Here is a 22750-nt window from a genome sequence, read left to right as displayed (position 1 = left end):
GCTGGGACCCGGCCCGTCCGCGCACCCGGGGCGGCGGCCGTACCGGTGGGGGCGCGCTAGCCGGGCATCTCCGTGCGCTCCCACCACTCGTACACCGGCAGCGTGCCCTCCGGTGTGTCCGCCCGGCGCTCGGTCGGCCGGAAGTGCTCGTAGCCGTTGCGCAGCTCGATCTTCACGTCCTCGCCCGGCGCCGGACGCGCGACGATCCGCTCGGGCAGGTCCTGCGGGCCGCCCTCCAGAAGTGCCTTGGCCGTGTCGTTCATGCCCTCACCGTTCCCGCGCCGCACGCCGATGCCCCCGGTCGTGGCGAGGATCAGCCGGGTGGGCGATGCGGGCGGCCGGAAGCGGGTCCCGACTGCCCGACGACCGCCCGAGCGCCCGACCGGAGGCTCGCACGCGGCCGCCGGCCGCCGGAAAGGGTTCGCACGCGGCCGCCGGCCGCCGGGACACTGGCCCGATGACCCTTCCGATCCGCACCGCCCACACCGCCGAGCTGACCCCCGCCGAACTCGGGGCCGTCCGCGCCCTGCTGGACGCCGCCTTCGAGGGGGACTTCAGCGACCACGACTGGGACCACACCCTGGGCGGCGTCCACGCCCTCGCCCACGACGAGCGGGGACTCGCCGGGCACGGCTCCGTGGTCCAGCGCCGGGTGCGCCACCAGGGGCGGTGGCGGCGGGTCGGGTACGTCGAGGGGGTCGCCGTCCGGCAGGACGTACGGCGCACCGGGATCGGCGGCGGGATCATGACCGCCCTGGAGGAGGTCGTCCAGCGCGCCTACGCGTTCGGCGCGCTCTCCGCGAGCGAGGCGGGCGCCCCGCTGTACACGGCGCGGGGCTGGCGCGCGTGGGCCGGGCCGCTGCACACGATCGGTCCGGAGGGCGTGGTGCGGCTGGCGGAGGAGGAGGGCTCCACCTATGTGTGGCCCGCGCCGGCGGACGCGGACGACATCGGCGCCGAACTGGTCTTCGACTGGCGCGACGGCGACGTGCTCTGACGCGGTTCCGGGGAACCCACAGCTCAGTGGCGGTGTGGGGCGATCACCGTCTCAGATAGTAGGAAGCCCAAGTAATTATGCAGACAGCCGCGTGGTCCTCCCTTACTTTTGTAGGAGCCGAACGTCACGCTCGATCCAGCGAAGGGCGGTCGTGAGCCGGGCCCTGTGCAGGCCACCCCTGCGGCACCGTGCTCCCCGCCCACTCCGGCGTCTCGCAACCCCCCTCCGTCCCACGCGCTCCGTGGGTACCTCGAAGGAGTCGATCCCTCATGGCCGAGACGACCGTCCGCCGCCGAGTCCGCCACGTCTCCCGTACGAGCGAGTCCGACCGCAAGAACGCCGCCGCCGCCCTCCAGCGCGCCCTCGACCGCCGGGACAACGGCGGCCAGACGGGCCACTGACCGCAGACCGCCGCCTCCCCCGTCCGCCCGCCTCCCCGTCCGGCCGCCACGAAGCGCCTGGTCGGGTGCGGCGCGCCGGCCCGCCGGAGGGGGACGGGGCACCGGGAGTCGTCCATATGGTGGACATGTTGTGTCATCTCTCGGGACGAACAGCTAGGGTGCCGACATGTCTCGCAGCATCGATCTCGCAGTGATCCCCGGTGACGGCATCGGCCAGGAAGTCGTGGCCGAGGGCCTCAAGGTCCTGACCGCCGTCCTCCCGCAGGACGTGAAGCTCGAGACCAAGGAGTTCGACTTCGGCGCCCGGCGCTACCACGCCACGGGCGAGACCCTCACCGACGCCGACCTCGACGCCCTCAAGGCGCACGACGCGATCCTGCTCGGCGCCATCGGCGACCCGTCGGTGCCCTCCGGCGTCCTGGAGCGCGGCTTCCTGCTCAAGCTCCGCTTCGCCTTCGACCACCACGTCAACCTGCGCCCGAGCAAGCTCCTGCCCGGCGTCGCCACCCCGCTCGCCGGCGACCCGCAGATCGACTTCGTCGTCGTCCGCGAGGGCACCGAGGGCCCCTACACGGGCAACGGCGGCACCATCCGCAAGGGCACCGAGCACGAGGTCGCCACCGAGGTCTCCGTCAACACGGCCTTCGGTGTCGAGCGCGTGGTCCGCGACGCCTTCGCCCGCGCCCAGGCCCGCCCGCGCCGGAAGCTCACGCTGGTCCACAAGAACAACGTGCTGACCTTCGCCGGCCACCTGTGGACGAACATCTTCAACAAGGTGGCCGAGGAGTACCCCGAGGTCACCACCGAGTACATCCACGTCGACGCCGCCACGATCTACCTGGTCACCCAGCCCGAGCGCTTCGACGTCATCGTCACCGACAACCTCTTCGGCGACATCATCACCGACCTCGCCGCGGCCGTCTCCGGCGGCATCGGCGTGGCCGCCTCGGGCAACATCAACCCGAGCGGCGAGTTCCCGTCCATGTTCGAGCCCGTGCACGGCTCGGCCCCGGACATCGCCGGCCAGGGCAAGGCCGACCCGACCGCCACGGTCCTCTCCGTCGCCCTGCTCCTGCGCCACCTCGGCTACGAGGCCGAGGCGACCCGGATCGAGGACGCCGTCTCCGCCGACCTCGCGGAGCGCGGCGGTCTGCCCGAGCGCAGCACCTCCGAGATCGGTGACGCCCTCGCCGTACGAGTAGCCGGCTGACCCGCCGCGCTGCTCGAACCAGCGAAGCCGTCGGGTCGCATTCCGCGCCCGGCGGCTTTCCCGTGTCCGCCGCCGGGTGCCACCATCGAACCCCGGGCCGCCTTCACCCCGATTCCGTCCGCCGCAGGTCCCGCGCGATAATCGAACGCGGAGCCGCGGTATGAGGGAATGCTCGGACGTCCAACCACTGACCGGCGACGGTCGTGCGGGCGTGAATGCGGCCCGTCACGACAACCGGTGAAGGACATCCACTCATGACGACGCCCACGATCGAGCTCAAGCCCTCCGCCAACCCGCTGTCCGCCGCCGAGCGTGAGGCGATCCTGGCCAGCCCCGGGTTCGGCCGCCACTTCACCGACCACATGGTGACGATCCGGTGGACCGAGGGCCGAGGCTGGCACGACGCGCAGCTCGTCCCGTACGGCCCGATCTCCATCGACCCCTCCTGCCACGTCCTCCACTACGGCCAGGAGATCTTCGAGGGGCTCAAGGCGTACCGCCAGCCCGACGGCTCGGTCGCGGTCTTCCGCCCGGAGGCCAACGCCCGCCGGTTCCGCAACTCCGCCCGCCGCATGGCCATGGCCGAGCTGCCGGAGGAGCTGTTCATCGAGGCGCTGGACGCGCTGCTGGCGCAGGACGCGGACTGGGTCCCGCCGCACGGCGGCGAGGAGTCCCTGTACCTGCGGCCGTTCATGTTCGCCTCGGAGACCGGGCTCGGCGTCCACCCGGCCAACGAGTACCTGTTCATGCTGATCGCCTCGCCCTCCGGCGCCTACTTCGCCGGCGGCGTCAAGCCGGTCACCATCTGGGTCGCCGAGGACCACGTCCGCGCGGTGCCCGGCGGCACCGGTGACGCCAAGACCGGCGGCAACTACGCCGCCTCCCTGCTGCCCCAGGCCGAGGCCGCCGCGCACGGCTGCGACCAGGTCGTCTACCTCGACGCGGTGACCCGCACCAAGGTCGAGGAGAGCGGCAGCATGAACGTCGCCTTCGTCTACGGCGACCGGATCGTCACCCCCGAGCTGAGCGGCTCCATCCTGGAGGGCATCACCCGCGACTCCCTCCTCCAGGTCGCCCGCGACCTCGGCCTCACCGCCGAGGAGGGCGTGATCACCCTGGAGCAGTGGCGGGCCGACGCCGCCTCCGGCGCGCTCACCGAGGTCTTCGCCTGCGGCACCGCCGCCGTGGTCACCCCGATCGGCCACGTCAAGACCAAGTCGGACGGCTGGACCCATGGCGACGGCACGCCCGGCGAGGTGACCCTGCGCCTGCGCGAGGCGCTGCTCGGCATCCAGCGCGGTGTCACGCCGGACGAGCACGGCTGGATGCACAAGATCGGCTGAGCGAGCCTCCGGCTCCTGGGCCGCCGTGGACGTATCGTCCGCGGCGGCCCTTTCGCTTTCCGGGCGCCGGCGGGGCGCGCCGGACGCCCGGAGGTGGTCGAGTGTCCCGCCCACGTCTTAGAACGCCGCTCGATGTGACATGAACGACGGCTCTCCGCGAAGCTTCCCTCGCGTGAGATCTGGCGTTTAGAGTGGTGCTCTAAAGTGCGAGAGGCAAGGAGGTGCCGACGCGTGCGCCTGACCCCCACCGAACGTGACCGGCTGCTGCTCTTCGGGGCCGCCGAACTGGCCCGCGCCCGCCGGGCCCGCGGCCTCAGGCTCAACGTGCCGGAAGCCACCGCCCTGATCGCCGACACGGTGTGCGAGGCCGCCCGCGACGGCGCACGCCTCGCCGAGGCGATCGAGCGCGCCCGTACGGTGCTCGGCCCGGACGACGTGCTGCCCGGCGTCGCCTACGTGGTCACCGAGGTCCATGTGGAGGCCGTCTTCGACGACGGCTCCCGGCTCGCGATCGTCACCGACCCGCTGGCCGGCGGCAGTCAGGGCGACCGGGCGCCGGGCGCGCTCCTGCCGGGGCCGCAGCACGCCGACCCCGAGCCGGCCGTGTGCCTCACGGTCACCAACACCGCGGCCGTCCCCGTCTCCGTCACCTCGCACTTCCACTTCTTCGAGGCCAACCCGCGCCTGGACTTCGACCGCGCCGCCGCCTACGGCATGCGGCTCGCGGTGCCGGCCGGGTCGTCGGTGCGGTTCGGGCCGGGGGAGAGCGCGGAGGTCGGCCTCGTCCCGATCGGCGGCGCGCGCGTGGCGATCGGCTTCGCCGGGCTGGTCGACGGCCCGCTGGACGCGCCCGGGGCGAAGGCGGAGGCCCTGCGCCGGGCCGCCGCCTGTGGCTACCTGGGCGTCACCCCGGACGTGCCGGAGGCGCCGCAAGCACACGACGCGCCGCAGGAACCCGAAGCACCGCGAGGACCGGACACGCCGGAAGGAGGCGACCGATGAGCCGCTCCAAGGGGCGCGAGGTGAGCCGTGCGATCCACATCGACCCGTACGCCTACGCCGCCACCCACGGCCCCCGCGCCGGTGACCGCGTCCGGCTCGGCGACTCGGGACTCGTCGTCCGCGTTGAGTCCGACGCACAGCGCTACGGCGACGAGTTCCTGGCCGGCTTCGGCAAGACGGCCCGCGACGGACTGCACCTCAAGGCCGCCGCCGTCCGCGACACCTGTGACGTGGTGATCAGCAACGTCGTCGTGATCGACGCGGTGCAGGGCATCCGCAAGGTGTCCATCGGCATCCGCGAGGGCCGGATCTGCTCGATCGGCCGGGCCGGGAACCCGGACACGCTCGACGGCGTGGACGTGGTCGTCGGCACGGGAACGACCATCGTCTCCGGCGAGGGCCTGATCGCCACCGCCGGCGCCGTGGACACCCATGTGCACCTGCTGTCGCCGCGCATCATGGAGGCCTCGCTGGCCTCCGGGGTGACCACGATCATCGGCCAGGAGTTCGGGCCGGTGTGGGGGGTGGGCGTCAACTCGCCGTGGGCGCTCCGGCACGCGTTCGGCGCCTTCGACGCCTGGCCGGTCAACATCGGCTTCCTGGGCCGGGGTTCGTCCTCGCACGAGGCCCCGCTGATCGAGGCGCTGGCCGAGGGCGGCGCGTCCGGCTTCAAGGTGCACGAGGACATGGGCGCCCACACCCGCGCCCTGGACACCGCGCTGCGCGTCGCCGAGGAGCACGACGTGCAGGTCGCCCTGCACAGCGACGGGCTGAACGAGTGCCTGTCGGTGGAGGACACCCTGCGGGTCCTGGAGGGCCGCACCATCCACGCCTTCCACATCGAGGGCTGCGGCGGCGGACACGTCCCCAACGTGCTGAAGATGGCGGGCGTCCCGAACGTCATCGGCTCCTCCACCAACCCCACCCTGCCCTTCGGCCGGGACGCGGTCGCCGAGCACTACGGCATGATCGTCTCCGTCCACGACCTGAAGACCGATCTGCCCGGCGACGCGGCGATGGCCCGCGACCGCATCCGGGCCGGCACGATGGGCGCCGAGGACGTGCTGCACGACCTGGGCGCGATCGGCATCACCTCCTCCGACGCGCAGGGCATGGGCCGGGCCGGCGAGACCGTGCGCCGCACCTTCGCGATGGCCGGCAAGATGAAGGCCGAGCTGGGACCGGCCGACGGCGACGGCGAGGGCGACGACAACGCCCGCGTGCTGCGCTACATCGCCAAGCTGACCGTCAACCCGGCCATCGCGCACGGCCTTTCGCACGAGGTCGGTTCGCTGGAGGTCGGCAAGCTCGCCGACATCGTGCTGTGGCGCCCGGAGTACTTCGGCGCCAAGCCGCAGCTGGTGCTGAAGTCGGGCTTCCCGGCGTACGGCGTGGTCGGCGACCCCAACGCGGCCACCGACACCTGCGAACCCCTCGTCCTCGGACCGCAGTTCGGCGCGCACGGCGCCACTCCCGCCGAGATCTCGGTGGCGTTCGTGGCGCAGGCCGCGCTCGACCAGGGCCACGACACGATGCCCACCCGCAGGCGCCGGGTCGCCGTCCGCGACACCCGCGGTATCGGCCCGGCCGACCTGCGGCTCAACTCCCGTACCGGGGCGGTCGACGTGGACCAGCGCACCGGCCTGGTCACCCTCGACGGCGACCCCTTGCGCTCCGCGCCCGCCGACTCCGTCTCCCTCAACCGCCTGTACTTCCTCTGAGACTCGCGCCCCCAGCGCCTGAACCGCCGCTAAGGACCACACACATGACCACCCCCGCCGCCGACGGCTTCCGCATGCCCGCCGAGTGGACGCCGCACGAGCGCACCTGGATGGCCTGGCCGGGCCCCAACCCGACCTTCGGCACCGCCGAGGAGGTCACCGAGGCCCGCGCCGCCTGGGCGTCGGTCGCCCGCGCGATCCGCCGCTTCGAACCGGTCACCGTGGTGTGCGGCCCGGGCCAGTCCACCGAGGCCCGCGCCCTGCTCGGCGAGGGCGTCGAAACGGTCGAACGCGACCTGGACGACGCCTGGATGCGCGACATCGGCCCCACGTTCCTCACCGACGGCGCCGGTGAACTGGCGGCCGTGGACTGGACGTTCAACGGCTGGGGCGCGCAGGACTGGGCGCGCTGGGGGCACGACTCCAAGATCGGCGCGTACGTCGCCGACCTCGCGGGCGCGAGGACGTACGCCTCCGAGCTGGTCAACGAGGGCGGCGCGATCCACGTGGACGGCGAGGGCACCGTCCTGCTCACCGAGACCGTGCAGCTCGGCCCGGAACGCAACCCGCACTGGACGAAGGAGCGGGTCGAGGCGGAGATCCACGCCCACCTCGGCACCGAGAAGGCGATCTGGCTGCCGCGCGGCCTGACCGGCGACTACCCCCCGCACGGCTACGGCACCCTCGGACACGTGGACATCGTGGCCGCCTTCGCCCGCCCCGGCGTGGTCGTCGCCCACCACCAGCCGGACCCGGCCCACCCGGACCACGAGGTCACCAAGGAGGTCATCGGCCTCCTCAGGTCCGCCACCGACGCGCAGGGCCGCCCGCTGGAGGTCGTGGAGATCGCCGCCCCGACGGCCCTGGAGGCGGACGGCCACTGGGCCGACTACTCCTACATCAACCACTACCTCTGCAACGACGCGGTGATCCTCTGCGCCTTCGACGACCCCCGCGACGAGGAGGCGGCGGCCACCTTCCGCCGCCTCTTCCCGAACCGCACCGTCACCCTGGTGGACGCCCGAGCGATCTTCGCGGGCGGGGGAGGCGTCCACTGCATCACCCAGCAGCAGCCGAAGCGCACGGCCCGGTGATCCGGGGCCGGGGCCCCGGCTCCCGCGCCCGGCGGCCCGCCAGGGTCCTTCGTGCGGATCGGGCCGGATCAGGGCGCGGCACCGGGCCCCGAGAGCCCGGCATGATCCGAACGAGAGGTCCCGGACCCATACCGAGGCCGGGCGCCTCACTCGTGCATGGCCCGAGGCCGACCCGGAAGTCACCTGCCCGACCCCGGTACCTGACCGTGCGTCACGGCAAGGCCGCCGGCTCGACGCACGCCGTCCGCGACGGGGCCCGGACGGCGTACGAGCGAGAGGTCCGGGCGGCGGCGTACGCCCCGCCCCTGAGAGGATGGCCCCGCGGTGGCGGTCACCGCGTCACCCGACATCAGAAGTCACGAACCCGTCAGGAGAGTCGCCGATGGCCGATGGGGCGCGGGCGCGCCGGAACGCGCCGCCCCGTGAGGAGGTCCTCGCCGCCGCCATGGAGATGATCGCCGGGCGCGGTCTGGAGAAGCTGACCATGGCGGCGCTCGGCCGTGCCGTCGGGATGAGCAGCGGGCATCTGCTGTACTACTTCGGCTCCAAGGACGAGCTGCTGCTGCGCACCCTGGAGTGGAGCGAGAGTCGGCTCGGCGCCGAGCGGGCGCGGCTGCTCACCCGCCCCGCGCCCGCCCGCGAGCGCCTCGCCGCCTACGTCGACCTGTACGTGCCCGACGGCCACCGCGATCCCCACTGGACGCTCTGGCTGGAGGTCTGGAACCGCTCCCTCGGCGCCGTCGAGGACGCCCGCGACCGGCAGGCCGCGATCGAGGGCGCCTGGCACCGCGACCTGGCCGCCCTCGTCGCCGAGGGCGTCTCCCGCGGCGAGTTCCGCCCCGTCGACGCCGACCGCTTCGCCACCCGTCTGCGGGCCCTCCTCGACGGCTTCTCCATCCACGTCGCCATCGGCCTGCGCGGCACCGGCCGCGAGCAGGTCCTCGGCCACGTACGGGAGTTCCTGGACGAGTCCCTGCACCGGTGACCGTGCGTCGCCCGCGCCCCGCCGGGGCAGTTACGCCCCATGGAACTCACGGCAACCACGGGGCGTACGGCACGCACGACGCGCGAGCAGTGGAAGAAGATCTGGATCGGGTCCGCCGGGAACATGGTGGAGTGGTACGACTGGTTCGTCTACGCCAGTTTCGCCACCTACTTCGCCGGGGCGTTCTTCCCGCACGGCAACCCGACCGCCCAGATGATGAACACCGCCGGCATCTTCGCCGTCGGGTTCTTCATGCGGCCCGTCGGCGGCTGGCTGCTCGGCCGGGTCGGCGACCGGCGGGGGCGCAAGGCGGCGCTCACCCTGACCGTCACCCTGATGTCCGCCTCCGCCGTCCTCATCGCCGTCGCGCCGACGTACGCCGTCGCCGGCTACGGCGGCGCGCTCGTCCTCCTGCTCGCCCGGCTGCTGCAAGGGCTCTCCGTCGGCGGCGAGTACGCGGCCAGCGCGACCTACCTCACCGAGGCCTCCGACCCGCGCCGCCGCGGCTTCGCCTCCAGCTTCCAGTACGTGTCCATGACGGCCGGCCAGATCATCGGACTCGGGCTCCAGATCGTGCTCCAGCGCACGATGTCCGACGCCGCCCTGCACGGCTACGGCTGGCGCATCCCGTTCGTCGTCGGCGCCCTCGGTGCGGCCGTCGTCTTCTACCTGCGCCGCTCCATGCTGGAGACCGAGGTCTACGAGGCCGACGACACCGGCGGCGAGGAGCGCGGCACCCTGCGCGCGCTGTGGCGGCACCGGCGCGAGGCGCTGCTCGTGATGGCGCTGACCATGGGCGGAACGGTGGCGTACTACACGTACACCACCTATCTCACGAAGTACCTCTCCAACTCCGCGGGCCTGTCCAAGTCGACCGCCACCCTGGTCTCCTTCACCGCGCTGATCGTCTTCGCCTGCCTCCAGCCGCTCGCCGGCCGCCTCTCCGACCGGATCGGCCGCCGCCCGCTGCTGATCACCTTCGCGGTCGGCTCGACCCTGCTCACCGTGCCGGTCATGACCCTGCTGGGGCATGTGGACGGTTACTGGCCGGCCCTCGGGCTCTCCCTGCTCGCCCTGGTCGTGGTCACCGGCTACACCTCCATCAACGCCTGCGTGAAGGCCGAGCTGTTCCCGACCGGCGTCCGCGCCCTCGGCGTCGCCCTGCCCTACGCACTCGCCAACGCCCTGTTCGGCGGTACCGCGGAATACGTCGCCCTGTGGTTCAAGAACGCGGGCGCCGAGTCCGGCTTCTTCTGGTACGTGGCGGGCTGCGCCGCCGTCTCCCTCGTCGTCTACGTCACCATGCGGGAGACCCGCGACCTCGACCTGACCCGGGTGAAGGCGGAGGATTCGTCCAAGTTGACGCCCGCATCCTGAGACGGCGGTGAGTGCGGGGGCGGGACTGTGCCAAACTGCCCCCGTGCTCTCGTTCGCCATGATTATTGGCAGCAGGCGCGCCGGTCCGCAGTGACCGTCACGTACGACCAGGTACGGACGGCCACCGTCGTCCTCGACCCGCGCGCAGACCTCTCGCACCCGCGAGGGGTTTTTCGTTTTCCTGGCCCACCCGCAGCCGGGAGCGAGGCGCGAGGGAGTATTGGGGGGACGGTGGAGCCGGTCATTCCGGTACGACCGAGATCCCACTTCAGGAGCCCTGAGACATGACCGAAACCAGCCGGCTGGACGATTCGTTCCACGTGTTCGACACCACCCTGCGCGACGGCGCCCAGCGCGAGGGCATCAACCTCACCGTCGCCGACAAGCTGGCCATCGCTCGGCACCTCGACGACTTCGGTGTGGGTTTCATCGAGGGCGGCTGGCCCGGCGCCAACCCGCGCGACACCGAGTTCTTCGCCCGCGCCCGCCAGGAGATCGACTTCCAGCACGCCCAGCTCGTCGCCTTCGGCGCCACCCGGCGAGCCGGCGCGAAGGCGGCCGACGACCCGCAGGTCAAGGCGCTCCTGGACTCGGGCGCCGAGGTGATCACCCTGGTGGCGAAGTCGCACGACCGGCACGTGGAGCTGGCGCTGCGCACCACCCTGGAGGAGAACCTGGAGATGGTCCGCGACACCGTCTCCCACCTGCGCGCCCAGGGCCGCCGCGTCTTCGTGGACTGCGAGCACTTCTTCGACGGCTACCGCGCCAACCCCGAGTACGCCAAGTCCGTCGTCCGGGCCGCCGCCGAGGCCGGCGCCGACGTCGTCGTCCTGTGCGACACCAACGGCGGCATGCTGCCCGCCCAGATCCAGGCCGTCGTCGCCACCGTCCTCGCCGACACCGGCGCCCGCCTCGGCATCCACGCCCAGGACGACACCGGCTGCGCCGTCGCCAACACCCTCGCCGCCGTGGACGCCGGCGCCACCCACGTCCAGTGCACGGCCAACGGCTACGGTGAGCGCGTCGGCAACGCCAACCTCTTCCCGGTCGTCGCCGCCCTGGAACTGAAGTACGGCAGGCAGGTGCTGCCCGAGGGCCGGCTGCGCGAGATGACCCGGATCTCCCACGCCATCGCCGAGGTCGTCAACCTCACCCCCTCCACCCACCAGCCCTACGTCGGCGTCTCCGCCTTCGCCCACAAGGCCGGCCTGCACGCCTCCGCCATCAAGGTCGACCCCGACCTCTACCAGCACATCGACCCCGAGCGGGTCGGCAACACCATGCGGATGCTGGTCTCCGACATGGCCGGCCGCGCCTCCATCGAGCTGAAGGGCAAGGAGCTCGGCATCGACCTCGGCGGCGACCGCGAACTGGTCGGCCGGGTCGTGGAGCGGGTCAAGGAACGCGAGCTCAAGGGCTACACCTACGAGGCCGCCGACGCCTCCTTCGAGCTGCTGCTGCGCGCCGAGGCCGAGGGCCGGCCGCTGAAGTACTTCAGCGTGGAGTCGTGGCGGGCCATCGTGGAGGACCGCCCCGACGGCACCCACGCCAACGAGGCCACCGTCAAGCTGTGGGCCAAGAGCGAGCGCATCGTCGCCACCGCCGAGGGCAACGGCCCGGTCAACGCCCTCGACCGCGCCCTGCGCGTCGCCCTGGAGAAGATCTACCCCCAGCTCGGCGCCCTGGAGCTGGTGGACTACAAGGTCCGCATCCTGGAGGGCAAGCACGGCACCTCCTCCACCACCCGCGTCCTGATCTCCACCTCGGACGGCACGGGCGAGTGGTCCACGCTCGGCGTCGCCGAGAACGTGATCGCCGCGTCCTGGCAGGCCCTGGAGGACGCGTACACCTACGGTCTGCTGCGCGCGGGCGTCGAACCGGCCGCCTGACCCGGCCCGCCCACCGGCATCCTGGACGGCGATCGGCGCGCGCCCTGCCGATCGCCGTGCGGCGCCGGGGGTACGGCGTCCCGGAACCGGCGCCTCACGGCGACCGCCAGATGTTCTGGAACGCCGCGTCCTCGATCCGCCGCCGCTGCCGCACGCCCTCCAGTTCGGTCACCGCGCCGTTCACGGCGGCCAGCACCGTGACCGCGGCCTCGTCCTCGGGGACCGGGATCTCCCCGGCGCCCTCGGGCTCGATCCCCAGCGCGGCGGCCAGCCCGGCGAGGACCGGCTCGTGGAAGGCCCAGCGGTCGCCCGCCGACCGCCGCGCCGGGCCGTCCACCGGCACCGGGCGCTCGGTCCCCCGGGGCATCAGCCGGCGGCGCGGCGTCGCGAGCTGCCCCTCCGCCTCCAGCGCGGAGACGTAGGCGGCGGCCAGCCCGCGCCCGCGCCGCCACAGCCACTCCTCGACCGGCTCGTACGGGGCCTCGGCGACCAGCGCGGCCGCCGCCTCGTCCAGCAGCCGGTCGCCCGTGCCCGGCCCCGTCCCGTCCGGCTCCGGTACGACGGTCTCGCCGTCCAGCGCGGCGCGCCCCGCCGCGAGCAGGTCGGCCAGCTCGGCCCCGGCGAGGGCCAGCGACAGGTCGCCCTGCTCGACGGGGCGCGTACCGGGCACGTCCAGGGCGACGATCAGCAGGTCCCGCGGTGTGGTCATACGGTCCAGGATGTCGCGGCCCCCGCCGATCCGCAGCGCGGACCACCGGCCCGCGCCACGCACCCGGGCCGAGTCCCGCCGCCCCTGCCGGAGCCGCCGCCGTTACTGGAGCCGCCACTTCTGGTTCGCGGCCCCGGTGCACGACCAGATCTGCGCCCGCGCCCCGTTCGCCGAGGAGTTGTCCGTGACGTCCAGGCACTTGTCCGCACTCGTGTTCACCACGTCGCCCGTGGCGGCGTTGTACGACCACTGCTGCGCGCCGGTCCCGTTGCAGCCGTAGAGCTGCGCCTTCGCGCCGTTCGCCGTCGAACCCGAGGTCACGTCGAGGCACTTGCCGAGCGCCCGGACCGTGCCGTCGCCCTGCACGGTCCACTGCTGCGCCGCGCTGCCGTTGCAGTCGTAGAGCTGGACCGCCGTGCCGTCCGCGCTCGAACCGCCCGCCACGTCCAGGCACTTGCCCGCGAGACCGGTGAACGTCCCGGTCCTCGCGCCGCCCCCGGACTGGGTGCCGGACCAGGTGAAGGTGGCCGAGGTCTTCGCGGGCAGCGAGTAAGTGGCGTGCTGCGAGCCCCAGTCGACCGTGACCGTCTTGGCGCTGGTCGCGCCGTTGTAGGCGATCAGCGCCTTGGAGCCGTCCGGGTTGCGCCAGGCGACGTTCGGCACGGCCGTGGAGGCGGTGGAGGCGATGCGCTGCGCGCCCGGGCGGACGAACTTCGTCAGGTGGCCCATCGTGTAGTACTCGACCGTGTAGTCCACCTGGCCCGACCTGCCGTCGCCGTCGTGCACGGTGACCAGCCCGGTGCAGGTGCCGCAACCGCCGTTGTGCGGGCCCATGTCCTGGTCCACGGCCAGCGACCACTTGGTCACCGACTTCGCCCAGTTGCGGGTGTAGTCGATGATGTTGGACATGTCCTCGCGCTGCTGGTCGGCGATCCAGGTGCCACCGGAGTGCTCGGTGCCGAAGGCGTCCAGCGAGGGGTACTGGTTGTGCACCGCGGTCTGCTTGGCGACGTCGCCGCCGTAGCCGTGCCAGGCGATGCCGCCGAAGTTCGGGTGGGTGCGGATCGCGGCGTCGTCGACGCTGGGGGCGGCGTAGGAGTCGTAGGTGTCCCAGTTCCAGTCCAGCGCGAGGACCTTGGTGCTCAGGCCCGCCGCCTGGAGCTTGGGCAGCAGCTCGCTCTTGAGGAAGTACTGCAACCCGCTCGCGTTCCAGCTCATCGACGGGTACCCCGAGCAGCAGGTCGGCTCGTTCTGCGCGGTGACGTAGGAGACGGGGACGCCCTGGTCCTTGTAGGCCTGCACGTACTTCACGAAGTACGAGGCGTAGGCCCCGTAGTCCTCCGCCTTCAGCCACCCGCCGTTGAGCTGCCCGCTGTCCTTCATCCAGGCCGGCGCGGTCCAGGGCGAGGCCATCACCGTCAGGGACGGGTTCAGCTGGAGCGCCTGCCTGGTCAGCGGGACGACGTCCGCGAGGTCGTGCGCGACGGAGAACTTCGCCAGCGACGGGTCGCTCTGCCCGGCGGGCACGTCGTCGTAGGTGTAGCCGTAGCGGGCGAGGTCGGAGGAGCCCATCGGGTTGCGCAGGAAGGACAGGCCGATGCCGTCCGTGGGCGAGAACAGCTTGCGCATGGTCGCGTCACGCGTCGCCTGCGAGAGAGCCCCGCTGCTGTTCATCAGCCAGGCCGCGGTGTCGGTGAAGGACGCGCCGCCACCGGTGAAGGTCTGGTAGCGGGTGTTCTCGTCCACGGTGATGTTCTCGCCGGACCCGCCGGCGCCGGACTGGAAGGCGAACGGCGTCTGCGGCTCCAGGCCGCGCACCACGTGCCGCCCGCCGCTGTCGTCGGTCGTGGTCAGCCAGGCGGTGACCTGCTCGCCGGCCGCGTGCGCGGCGGGCGCGGACAGGGCCGCCAGCCCGGCGGTGGACAGCAGCCCGGCCAGCAGCAGCCGGACCGCGCGCGAGGTGACCGTGCGCGAGGGTCTTCTCATCGTGCGCCGCCCTTTCGGAAGGTGGGGGAGGGGAGGCGTGCGAGCCGTGAGTAAATGACGGCTGGGACGGCCCGTCAAGGGGGTCGGCGTTCATTGGTCGAAGCGTCGACGGGCCGGAAACAGCCGTGCGTCGAGCCGCGTACCAGTTCCGGTGTGAAGCCTTGACGGATCGCCGCCGCCCCATTTAACTCACGCCCTGATCTAAGCCATGAGTGAACGCTGGCCGCAGGAAACCCTGAGCCGGCCCCGGGACGCCCAGGGCCGCGCAGCCCCTGGGACGAGGGAAGGTCCGTGCATGCGAAGAACCGCCCTGCTCGCCTCCGCCACCCTGCTCACCGCGCTGGTGCCGCTCGCCGCCGCGCAGGCGGCCCCGGCCGCCGCCGACCCCGCGCCGGTGCCCGTGGACCGCTTCGAGGGCGAGGTGCCCTTCGCCGGGCAGCCGGCCGAGGGCATCTTCACCTGGGGCGGTGACAGCGACGACCCGCCCGCCCTCCAGCTCACCGCCCGCTCCGACGCTCCCGAGGGCGAGAAGGTCCTGACCGGGACCTACGACATCAGCGGCTACGGCGGCTTCACCCACGACTACGCCGCCGACCGGCCCGCCCACGACTGGTCGGCCCACAAGGGCGTCCGGCTGTGGTGGGAGGGCCGGAACAGCGGCAGGAAGATCCCGTTCGAGATCAAGGACGGCGGCGCGAACGGCGAGGCGTCCGAGCTGTGGACGACCTCCTTCGCCGACGACTTCAGCGGCTGGAAACAGATCGAGCTGCCCTTCGCCGACTTCACCTATCGCACGGACTACCAACCGGTCGGCGGCATCGACCACGTCCTCGGCCTCACCCGGATGTGGGGCTACTCCCTCACCCTGCCCACCGGAGTCAAGGGCCGCTTCGCCATGGACGGCGTGGAGCTGTACGGCAAGGCCGACCAGTCGCTGCGCGCCTCCGTCACCACCGACGCGCCCGTCTACCCGGTCGAGGAGGGCGGCACGGCGACGGTGCGGATCACCGTCGCCACCACCGGCTCCGCCCCGATCACCGAGCCCGTCACGGTCGCCTACCGCACCGCCGGCGGCACCGCCGAGGCGGGCAAGGACTACGCCCCCGTCTTCGGCACCCTCACCTTCCCCGCCGGCACCGCCTCCGGGACCTCGCGCACCGTCGAGGTCCGCACCCTGAAGGACAAGGCCGCCGAGGCCGCCGAGACCATCCCGCTGGACCTCACCGTCACCGGGGCCAAGGCCCCCGCGCAGAAGCCCCAGGTCGTCGTGGACGCCCACGGGCTGCCCTACCTCGACACCGGGCTGCCGGTGAAGAAGCGCGTCGCCGACCTCGTGTCCCGACTCTCCCTCGCCGAGAAGGCCGGGCAGATAACCCAGGCCGAGCGCGGCGCGATGGGCAACCCCGGGGACATCGCCGGCTACGCCCTCGGCTCGCTGCTGTCCGGCGGCGGCTCCACGCCCACGCCCAACACCGCCGAGGCCTGGGCCAAGATGATCGACGGCTACCAGCTCCAGACCCGGGCCACCCGCTTCCAGATCCCGCTGGTCTACGGCGTGGACGCCGTCCACGGCCACAACAACCTGGCCGGCGCGACGATCATGCCGCACAACATCGGCCTCGGGGCGAGCCGCGATCCGCGGCTCGCCGAGCAGGCCGGCGCGGTGACCGCCGCCGAGGTCCGCGCCTCCGGGCCCCAGTGGGACTTCGCGCCCTGCCTGTGCGTCACCCGCGACGAGCGCTGGGGCCGCTCCTACGAGTCCTTCGGCGAGGACCCGGCGCTGGTGAAGTCCATGGAGACGGTGATCCAGGGCCTCCAGGGCCGGGCCGACGGCAGCGACCTGGACCGCAGCGACAAGGTGCTCGCCACCGCCAAGCACTTCGTCGGCGACGGCGGCACCACGTACGGCTCCTCCACCACCGGCACCTACACCATCGACCAGGGCGTCACCGAGGTCACCCGGCAGCAGCTGGAGGACATCCACCTCGCGCCCTACCAGGACGCGGTGGAGCGGGGGATCGGCACGGTCATGCCGTCCTACTCGTCCCTCGACATCGCCGGGGACGGCAAGGGCGCGGTCAGGATGCACGCCCGCGGCGACATGATCAACGGCGTGCTCAAGGGCCGGATGGGCTTCGACGGCTTCGTCATCAGCGACTACAACGCCCTCGACCAGCTCCCCGGCGCCTACCCCGCGCAGGTCACCGCCTCCGTCAACGCGGGCGTGGACATGATGATGGTGCCCTACAGCTACACCCGGTTCACCTCCACCCTGATCGACGAGGTGAAGGCGGGCCGGATCAGCGGGAAGCGGATCGACGACGCCGTCTCGCGCATCCTCACGGAGAAGTTCCGGCTCGGCCTCTTCGAGCACCCCTACACCGACACCCGGGGCGCGGCGCGGATCGGCTCGGCCGGCCACCGCGCGGTCGCCCGCGAGGCCGCCGCCGAGTCGCAGGTGCTGCTGAAGAACACCGGGAACGTCCTCCCGCTCAAGAAGAGCCAGAAGGTCTACGTCGCCGGGTCGAACGCCGACGACATCGGCAACCAGACCGGCGGCTGGACCATCACCTGGCAGGGCTCCTCCGGGAACGTCATCAAGGGCACGACGATCCTCGAGGGCATGAAGAACGCCGGCGGGAACGTCACCTACTCCCAGGACGCCTCCGCGCCCACCGGCGGTTACGACGTCGGCGTGGTCGTCGTCGGCGAGACCCCGTACGCCGAGGGCGTCGGCGACGTGGGCAACGGCCACGGCATGGAGCTGTCCGCCGCCGACCAGGCCGCCGTGGTCAAGGTGTGCTCGGTGATGAGGTGCGCGGTGCTGGTCGTCTCCGGCCGCCCGCAGCTCATCGGCGACCGCCTCGGGGACATCGACGCCCTGGTCGCCTCCTGGCTGCCGGGCACCGAGGGCGACGGCGTGGCCGACGTGCTCTACGGCAAGCGCGCCTTCACCGGCAGACTCCCGGTGACCTGGCCCAAGAGCGAGGCGCAGCTGCCGATCAACGTCGGCGACGCGAGCTACGACCCGCAGTTCCCCTACGGCTGGGGTCTGACCACGCTGACGAAGACGCCGTCGGGCGGCACGGCCGCTCTGAAGGCGCTCGGCCTGGCCGCGACGCTCGCCGAACGGGCGCACGCCGCCGAAGCGGGCCGCGCCCTGGTCGACAAGGCCCGGCTGCTCGTCCAGCAGAAGGCCGCGAACAGCATGAGCGCGGCGGTGGCGAAGCCCTTCGCCGACGCGGACCACCTGTTGCTGACCGGCAGGTACGGGGCGGCGGTGGAGCGGCTGACGGCGGCGTACCGGGCGGCATGACCGGGTAGCCGCACGGCAGGGAAGGCGCACCTCCGGTCTCCCGGAGGTGCGCCTCTCTCGTGGCGGCGCTTCCCCGCTCCCCGGGTTCGCCCCGTGACCATCCCGTTCGAACGACCGATGTGCACCCCTTAGGACGATTTCCGGTAATTTCGAAGTATGAACGCCGTCGCCGTGTCCCGAGCACGCGTCCCCGTACAGCTGCTGCTGGCGCTCGCGGTGGCCGTCATGGCCGCCCTCGCGACCGGTGTTCCCCCGGCCGCCGCCGACACCTCCGTCTCGGCGGTCGCCCAGGCGCTGCGCGAGAGCCCCGTCTACGTGGACCCGGCGGCCCGGGCGCAGCTGTCGTCCGCCGACGCGGACGCGCTGGCGCGCAAGATCGAGGACGCCGACAAACCCCTGTTCGTCGCCGTCCTCCCGACGGGCTACCCGACCCAGGACCTCTTCACCGACCTGCGCACCGCGACCGGCATCACCGGCGCGTACGCCATCCGCCTCGGCGACCGCTTCGACGCCCGCGCCGACTCCTCGGTGCTGCCCCGCACCGCCGTCCAGAACCTGGTCACCAGCGTCCAGGGCGAGGACGCCAAGGCCCAGCTCACCGACTTCACCGATCGCGCCCTGGCCACCATGCGCGGCTCGGCCCCCGCCTCCTGGGGCGGCCCCGGCCACGGCGGCGCGTCGAGCACCGCGCTGATCACCGCCGGCGCGGTCCTGGTGGCGGGCGGCATCGGCGCGTACGCCCTGGTCCGGCGCGGCCGCAGCCGCAAGGCGGCCGAGCAGCGGGCCGCCCTGGAACGGCTGCGGGTCGTCGTGGACGAGGACATCACCGCCTTCGGCGAGGAACTGGACCGGCTCGACTTCCACCCGGCGGAGGCCGGCGCGACCGACGCCATGCGCGCCGACTACGAACGCGCGCTCAACGCCTACGACCAGGCGAAACAGGCCATGGCCGAGGCCCGCAAGCCCGAGGACGTACGGGCCGTCACCGCGGCCCTGGAGGACGGCCGGTTCAGCCTCGCGCAGCTCGCCGCCCGCCGTGAGGGCCGCCCGCTGCCCGAGCGCCGCCCGCCGTGCTTCTTCGACCCGCGCCACGGTCCCTCGGTCACCGACGCCACCTGGACCCCCGTGGGGGGCGCGCCCCGCGAGGTCCCGGTCTGCGCCGCCGACGCCACCCGGCTGGCCGACGGCCGCGACCCGGTCGTCCGCGAGGTGGACACCGACTGGGGCCGCCGCCCCTACTGGGACGCGGGTCCCGCCTACGGTCCCTGGGCGGGCGGCTACTTCGGCGGCGGCATCCTCCCCGGCCTCCTCGTCGGCACCCTGCTCGGCAGCATGATGTCCGCCCCCGCCTACGGCGCGTACTACGGCACGGGCTACGGGGACTTCGGCGGCGACGCCGGGGGCTTCGGCGGGTACGGCGGCGGTGACGTCTCCGGCGCGGACTTCGACCCCGGAGACTTCGGCGGCGGCTTCGGCGGCGGGGACTTCGGCGGCGGCGGCGACTTCGGCGGGGGCGGGAGCGGCGGGGACTTCGGCGGCGGGTTCTGAGCCGCGCCGACCGCGGCCCGGAGCGGCGGGAGGCGGCCGTCACATACGGGTGCCGAAGTCCTGGGTCCACCACGGGCCGCCCGAGCCCTTGTGGACGCCCACGCCGAGGTTCTTGAACGCGCAGTTGAGGATGTTGGCGCGGTGGCCGGGGCTGTGCATCCAGGAGTCCATCACCGACTCCGGCGTCTGCTGGCCCCGGGCGATGTTCTCGCCGTACGTGGACCAGCGGTAGCCGGCGGCGGTGATGCGGTCGCCGGGGTCCTTGCCGTCAGGGTTGGTGTGCTCGAAGAAGTTCCGGGCGGCCATGTCGTCGGAGTGGGCCTGCGCGGCGGCGTCCAGCTGCGGGTCACCGGTGACCGGGCCGCAACCGGCCTTCGTCCGCTCCTGGTTGACCAGGGCGATGACCTGCGCGACGGTCCCGGCGGGGGCGGGCTGCGCGGGCGGGGCCTCGGCGGTGGTGCGGGTGGGCCGGGGCCGCGGCTTCCTCGTCGGCCCGGGCGCGCTCTTCGTCGGGCTCGGGCTCCTGGCGGCGCCGGTGCTCTTGGACGGGGAGGCGGACGGCGACACGGAGGACGAGGCGGACGCGGAGGCCGAGGGGGAGTCCGACGGGCTGTCGGCCGGTGCGGCGAGGTCGGTGACGGGGGTGATCGGGGCCGCGGCGACGCTGTCGCTCCCGTCCGCACCGTCGCCCGGACCGGGGCCGAAGTACCAGGCGCCGCCGCCGGCGAGGCAGGCGGCGACCACCGCGGCCGCCGTCGCGCGCCGCCGTACGCGCCGCTTGCGGCGGGCGGCGTCCCGGGCGGTGCCCCGGCTGCCGCCGCGCCGCGCCGCGGCCCGGCCGCCGTGGGCCACGGTCACGTCGTGCGGGCCGCCGGTCGCGCCGAGACCCTCGGAGGCCGAACCGGTCGGCACGCCGCCGAAGCCGGCGGTCGGCGGATGCGGCAGCAGCGGGACGGGCACCAGACCGAGACCCGCGAGCAGCCCCTCGGCCGGCATCAGCCCGCTCCACAGGCCCGCGCAGCGCACGCACTCCCGGGCGTGCCGGGCTATCCGCTTGCGCCACAGCGCGGACGGACGGCCGTCCCAGCCGGCCAGCACGTCGCCGAGTTCGGGGCAGCGCGGCCGGGCGTCGAGGGCGCGGACGACCACACGGGCCGCCTCCAGCTGGGCCTTCATCCGCTGTACCCGGACCGCGGTGTGCTGCGCGGACAGCGCGAGCGCCTGCGCGACCTCGGCGCGGGTCAGTTCACCGGCGCACTCCAGCCACCACAGCGACAGCAGGCCCCGGTCGTCCGGTTCCAGCCAGCGGGTGGCGCGCGCCGTCTCCTGGCGCTGGCCGGACAGTTGGAGCCGCAGCATCGTCAGGTCCACGAAGTCCGCGCCCGGGTCCGGGACCCGGCCGGCCTCCTCGACGCCGCCCGGCGCGGCCTGCCGGTCCTGCCAGTGCGCCCGCACCCGGTTCATGGCGATCGCCACCAGCCAGGACCGGAAGCTCTCCGGCTCACGCAGCCCGGCCAGCCCGTCGAGGGCGCGCAGCATGGTGTCCTGGACGATGTCGTCGACGTCCACGGAACCGTTCAGGGCGCGCCCCACGATGTTGTACACGAGCGGCAAGTGCGCGCTGACCAAGGCGTCCTGAGCCGCCGGATCGCCCTCGCGGGCGCGGTTCACCAGCGCCGCCAGCTCCACCGGGTGCTGTGTGCTCATACGAGAAGTTCCCTGTCCCTCGACGTCGGTCGATGATGTCCGATGCCAGGGAGACCGCCGACAGCGGCCCGAATAACAGTTCTTCGCAGATCCGACCGAGAACTTCTGCGGAAGACGGCGGAACGGGTCCTTCCGAGCACGCCGAGGCGCCCGCCCTCCCCGTACGGGGGAGTGGAGGGCGGGCGGGTTCCGGGGGGAGGCGAGGGCCGGCGCCCCGCCGGCCGTCTCGTCAGGCGTTCCTGATGGCCGAGATGTCGAAGTTCAGCTTGACCTTGTCGGAGATCAGCACGCCGCCCGTCTCCAGCGCGGCGTTCCAGGTCAGGCCCCACTCGGAGCGCAGGATCTCTGTCTTGCCCTCGAAGCCGACACGCTCGTTGCCGAAGGGGTCCTTGGCGGCGCCGTTGAACTCCAGGTCGATGGTGACCGGCTTGGTGACGCCGAGGATGGTCAGGTCGCCGGTGATGCGGTAGTCGTCGCCGCCCAGGGCCTCCGCCTTGGTGGAGCGGAACGTCATCGACGGGAACTCCTCGGTCCTGAAGAAGTCCGCGCTCTTCAGGTGCCCGTCACGGTCGGCGGAGCCGGTGTCGATGCTGTCCATCGCGATGTCGAGGGCGGCGGTGGAGGCGGCCGGGTCGCCGCCGTCCAGGTGCAGGGTGCCGGTGAACTCGGTGAAGCGGCCCTTGACGTTGGTGACCATCGCGTGCCGGGCCGTGAAGCCGAGCGTCGAGTGGGCCGGGTCGATCGTGTAGTCGCCGGTCAGCGCGGCGAGGTCCGGGTTCACGGCGGCCGGGGCCTCGGTGGTGGTGGCGGTGGTGTCGTTCTTGCGGCCGAAGATGCCCATGGCGTGCTCCTTGGGGACGGTGTCGGCACCGGCGCGGAGGGGGAGCACCGGTGATGTTGAATGTTCAATCACCTCAACGCCGACGACCGTAGACCCATTCCGTTCATGTTTCAACATCTGGCGCGGAATGCATCCGGCGAGTCCCGCCCTGACTCCGCCGAACGCCCCTCCGGTCCGCCGTACGGGTCTGCGCATCACTCAGGAGATGGCATCCTCGACAGGAGAATGTGAGGCGCCTCTCGGTCCGTGCGTTTGTGTGACCTCCACAACGCCGATCCCCTCTGAGCAGTCGGAAAGCCTCAACAGCCCCGGGGTTCTGTTCAAGAGCACCAGGAAAACGGGCTGGAGACTGTACGGAGTCGACGGCTCGCTTTCCTTGGTGTCCTTCGTAAGGTCGCTACATGACCGTTTTGGAAGAGACCACGGGTGAGCCGACGGGTGATCCGGCCGGGGAGCCGGCGGACGCGCGCGGGCGCGTCGCGGAGCTGCACGGAATCCGTGCGCAGGCGGTGGCCGGTCCGAGCGAGAAGGCGACCGCGGCGCAGCACGCCAAGGGCAAGCTGACGGCGCGGGAGCGGATCGAGCTGCTCCTGGACCCGGGGTCCTTCCAGGAGGTCGAGCAGT

Annotated in this window: 18 protein-coding genes; 13 read left to right on the top strand and 5 right to left on the bottom strand. The window is 72.8% G+C overall.

Annotation, left to right across the window (positions count from 1 at the left end; translation table 11 throughout):
• Positions 1–56 precede the first annotated feature (56 nt).
• Positions 57–263, bottom strand: coding sequence for a DUF5988 family protein (locus tag AB0N63_RS25320; protein WP_365531811.1), 207 nt, complete (start codon positions 261–263; stop codon positions 57–59).
• A 194-nt stretch (positions 264–457) separates the two neighbouring features.
• Between AB0N63_RS25320 and AB0N63_RS25315 the strand changes: the two genes are divergently transcribed.
• The 10 genes from AB0N63_RS25315 to cimA all read left to right on the top strand — a co-directional run bounded on the left by AB0N63_RS25315 (position 458) and on the right by cimA (position 12019).
• Complete coding sequence (locus tag AB0N63_RS25315; protein WP_365531809.1) at positions 458–997, top strand: GNAT family N-acetyltransferase; 540 nt, start codon at positions 458–460, stop codon at positions 995–997.
• A 269-nt stretch (positions 998–1266) separates the two neighbouring features.
• The gene (locus AB0N63_RS25310) at positions 1267–1398 is read left to right on the top strand and encodes a hypothetical protein (protein ID WP_086025501.1); all 132 of its coding nucleotides are present in this window, start codon (positions 1267–1269) and stop codon (positions 1396–1398) included.
• A 166-nt stretch (positions 1399–1564) separates the two neighbouring features.
• Complete coding sequence (locus tag AB0N63_RS25305; protein WP_365531807.1) at positions 1565–2608, top strand: 3-isopropylmalate dehydrogenase; 1044 nt, start codon at positions 1565–1567, stop codon at positions 2606–2608.
• Between the two features lie 254 nt (positions 2609–2862).
• Positions 2863–3951, top strand: a complete 1089-nt coding sequence (locus AB0N63_RS25300) for a branched-chain amino acid aminotransferase (RefSeq protein WP_365531804.1) — start codon at positions 2863–2865, stop codon at positions 3949–3951.
• Positions 3952–4182: 231 nt separating this feature from the next.
• Positions 4183–4953, top strand: a complete 771-nt coding sequence (gene ureA, locus AB0N63_RS25295; RefSeq protein ID WP_365531802.1) for an urease subunit gamma — start codon at positions 4183–4185, stop codon at positions 4951–4953.
• On the top strand, positions 4950–6674 hold the full coding sequence (locus tag AB0N63_RS25290) for an urease subunit alpha (RefSeq protein WP_365531800.1): 1725 nt from the start codon (positions 4950–4952) through the stop codon (positions 6672–6674). The genes ureA and AB0N63_RS25290 overlap by 4 nt, the downstream gene beginning before the upstream one ends.
• Positions 6675–6718: 44 nt before the next feature.
• Positions 6719–7768: an agmatine deiminase family protein gene (locus AB0N63_RS25285; protein ID WP_365531798.1), complete on the top strand. Its 1050-nt coding sequence runs from the start codon at positions 6719–6721 to the stop codon at positions 7766–7768.
• Between the two features lie 382 nt (positions 7769–8150).
• Positions 8151–8753 (top strand): TetR/AcrR family transcriptional regulator, encoded by a 603-nt coding sequence (locus tag AB0N63_RS25280; protein WP_365531796.1) that lies wholly within the window; start codon positions 8151–8153, stop codon positions 8751–8753.
• 39 nt (positions 8754–8792) lie between these two features.
• Entirely contained in the window at positions 8793–10130 is a 1338-nt protein-coding gene (locus tag AB0N63_RS25275) for an MFS transporter (RefSeq protein WP_365531793.1), read from the top strand.
• Positions 10131–10414: 284 nt separating this feature from the next.
• Positions 10415–12019 carry a citramalate synthase gene (cimA, locus tag AB0N63_RS25270; protein ID WP_365531790.1) on the top strand — a complete coding sequence of 535 codons (1605 nt, stop codon included), beginning with the start codon at positions 10415–10417 and terminating at the stop codon, positions 12017–12019.
• A 94-nt stretch (positions 12020–12113) separates the two neighbouring features.
• Here cimA and AB0N63_RS25265 read toward each other — a convergent pair whose 3' ends face one another.
• Both AB0N63_RS25265 and AB0N63_RS25260 read right to left on the bottom strand, forming a co-directional pair.
• Complete coding sequence (locus AB0N63_RS25265; protein WP_365531787.1) at positions 12114–12728, bottom strand: GPP34 family phosphoprotein; 615 nt, start codon at positions 12726–12728, stop codon at positions 12114–12116.
• 102 nt (positions 12729–12830) lie between these two features.
• Complete coding sequence (locus tag AB0N63_RS25260) at positions 12831–14714, bottom strand: ricin-type beta-trefoil lectin domain protein (RefSeq protein ID WP_365531783.1); 1884 nt, start codon at positions 14712–14714, stop codon at positions 12831–12833.
• A 295-nt stretch (positions 14715–15009) separates the two neighbouring features.
• On the opposite strand from AB0N63_RS25260, the gene AB0N63_RS25255 reads away from it, so the two are divergent.
• Complete coding sequence (locus AB0N63_RS25255) at positions 15010–18030, top strand: glycoside hydrolase family 3 N-terminal domain-containing protein (RefSeq protein WP_365531781.1); 3021 nt, start codon at positions 15010–15012, stop codon at positions 18028–18030.
• 156 nt (positions 18031–18186) lie between these two features.
• Positions 18187–19578 (top strand): hypothetical protein, encoded by a 1392-nt coding sequence (locus AB0N63_RS25250; RefSeq protein ID WP_365531779.1) that lies wholly within the window; start codon positions 18187–18189, stop codon positions 19576–19578.
• Between the two features lie 39 nt (positions 19579–19617).
• Here the strand turns inward: AB0N63_RS25250 and AB0N63_RS25245 are convergent, their stop codons facing one another.
• Together AB0N63_RS25245 and AB0N63_RS25240 are read right to left on the bottom strand one after the other, a co-directional pair.
• Positions 19618–21285: a sigma-70 family RNA polymerase sigma factor gene (locus tag AB0N63_RS25245; RefSeq protein WP_365531778.1), complete on the bottom strand. Its 1668-nt coding sequence runs from the start codon at positions 21283–21285 to the stop codon at positions 19618–19620.
• 229 nt (positions 21286–21514) lie between these two features.
• Positions 21515–22126, bottom strand: coding sequence for a YceI family protein (locus AB0N63_RS25240; protein WP_365531776.1), 612 nt, complete (start codon positions 22124–22126; stop codon positions 21515–21517).
• A 401-nt stretch (positions 22127–22527) separates the two neighbouring features.
• Here AB0N63_RS25240 and AB0N63_RS25235 point away from each other — a divergent pair.
• Positions 22528–22750: carboxyl transferase domain-containing protein (locus AB0N63_RS25235; RefSeq protein ID WP_365531774.1), on the top strand; the 223-nt coding region annotated here is incomplete at its 3' end.

The sequence above is a fragment of the Streptomyces sp. NPDC093260 genome, assembly GCF_040683715.1.
Taxonomy (GTDB): domain Bacteria; phylum Actinomycetota; class Actinomycetes; order Streptomycetales; family Streptomycetaceae; genus Streptomyces; species Streptomyces sennicomposti.
Note: the sequence above shows the minus strand (reverse complement) of the source record. Positions and strands in the feature narration are given on the sequence as shown.

What these genes read in the sequence shown, in the direction of transcription:
- AB0N63_RS25290 (WP_365531800.1), top strand. Translation starts at nt 4,950, where the DNA reads ATGAGCCGCTCCAAGGGGCGCGAGGTGAGCCGTGCGATCCACATCGAC.
- AB0N63_RS25245 (WP_365531778.1), bottom strand. Translation starts at nt 21,285, where the DNA reads ATGAGCACACAGCACCCGGTGGAGCTGGCGGCGCTGGTGAACCGCGCC.
- AB0N63_RS25240 (WP_365531776.1), bottom strand. Translation starts at nt 22,126, where the DNA reads ATGGGCATCTTCGGCCGCAAGAACGACACCACCGCCACCACCACCGAG.
- AB0N63_RS25250 (WP_365531779.1), top strand. Translation starts at nt 18,187, where the DNA reads ATGAACGCCGTCGCCGTGTCCCGAGCACGCGTCCCCGTACAGCTGCTG.
- AB0N63_RS25285 (WP_365531798.1), top strand. Translation starts at nt 6,719, where the DNA reads ATGACCACCCCCGCCGCCGACGGCTTCCGCATGCCCGCCGAGTGGACG.
- AB0N63_RS25280 (WP_365531796.1), top strand. Translation starts at nt 8,151, where the DNA reads ATGGCCGATGGGGCGCGGGCGCGCCGGAACGCGCCGCCCCGTGAGGAG.
- cimA (WP_365531790.1), top strand. Translation starts at nt 10,415, where the DNA reads ATGACCGAAACCAGCCGGCTGGACGATTCGTTCCACGTGTTCGACACC.
- AB0N63_RS25255 (WP_365531781.1), top strand. Translation starts at nt 15,010, where the DNA reads ATGCGAAGAACCGCCCTGCTCGCCTCCGCCACCCTGCTCACCGCGCTG.
- AB0N63_RS25310 (WP_086025501.1), top strand. Translation starts at nt 1,267, where the DNA reads ATGGCCGAGACGACCGTCCGCCGCCGAGTCCGCCACGTCTCCCGTACG.
- AB0N63_RS25265 (WP_365531787.1), bottom strand. Translation starts at nt 12,728, where the DNA reads ATGACCACACCGCGGGACCTGCTGATCGTCGCCCTGGACGTGCCCGGT.
- AB0N63_RS25320 (WP_365531811.1), bottom strand. Translation starts at nt 263, where the DNA reads ATGAACGACACGGCCAAGGCACTTCTGGAGGGCGGCCCGCAGGACCTG.
- AB0N63_RS25260 (WP_365531783.1), bottom strand. Translation starts at nt 14,714, where the DNA reads ATGAGAAGACCCTCGCGCACGGTCACCTCGCGCGCGGTCCGGCTGCTG.
- AB0N63_RS25300 (WP_365531804.1), top strand. Translation starts at nt 2,863, where the DNA reads ATGACGACGCCCACGATCGAGCTCAAGCCCTCCGCCAACCCGCTGTCC.
- AB0N63_RS25275 (WP_365531793.1), top strand. Translation starts at nt 8,793, where the DNA reads ATGGAACTCACGGCAACCACGGGGCGTACGGCACGCACGACGCGCGAG.
- AB0N63_RS25305 (WP_365531807.1), top strand. Translation starts at nt 1,565, where the DNA reads ATGTCTCGCAGCATCGATCTCGCAGTGATCCCCGGTGACGGCATCGGC.
- AB0N63_RS25315 (WP_365531809.1), top strand. Translation starts at nt 458, where the DNA reads ATGACCCTTCCGATCCGCACCGCCCACACCGCCGAGCTGACCCCCGCC.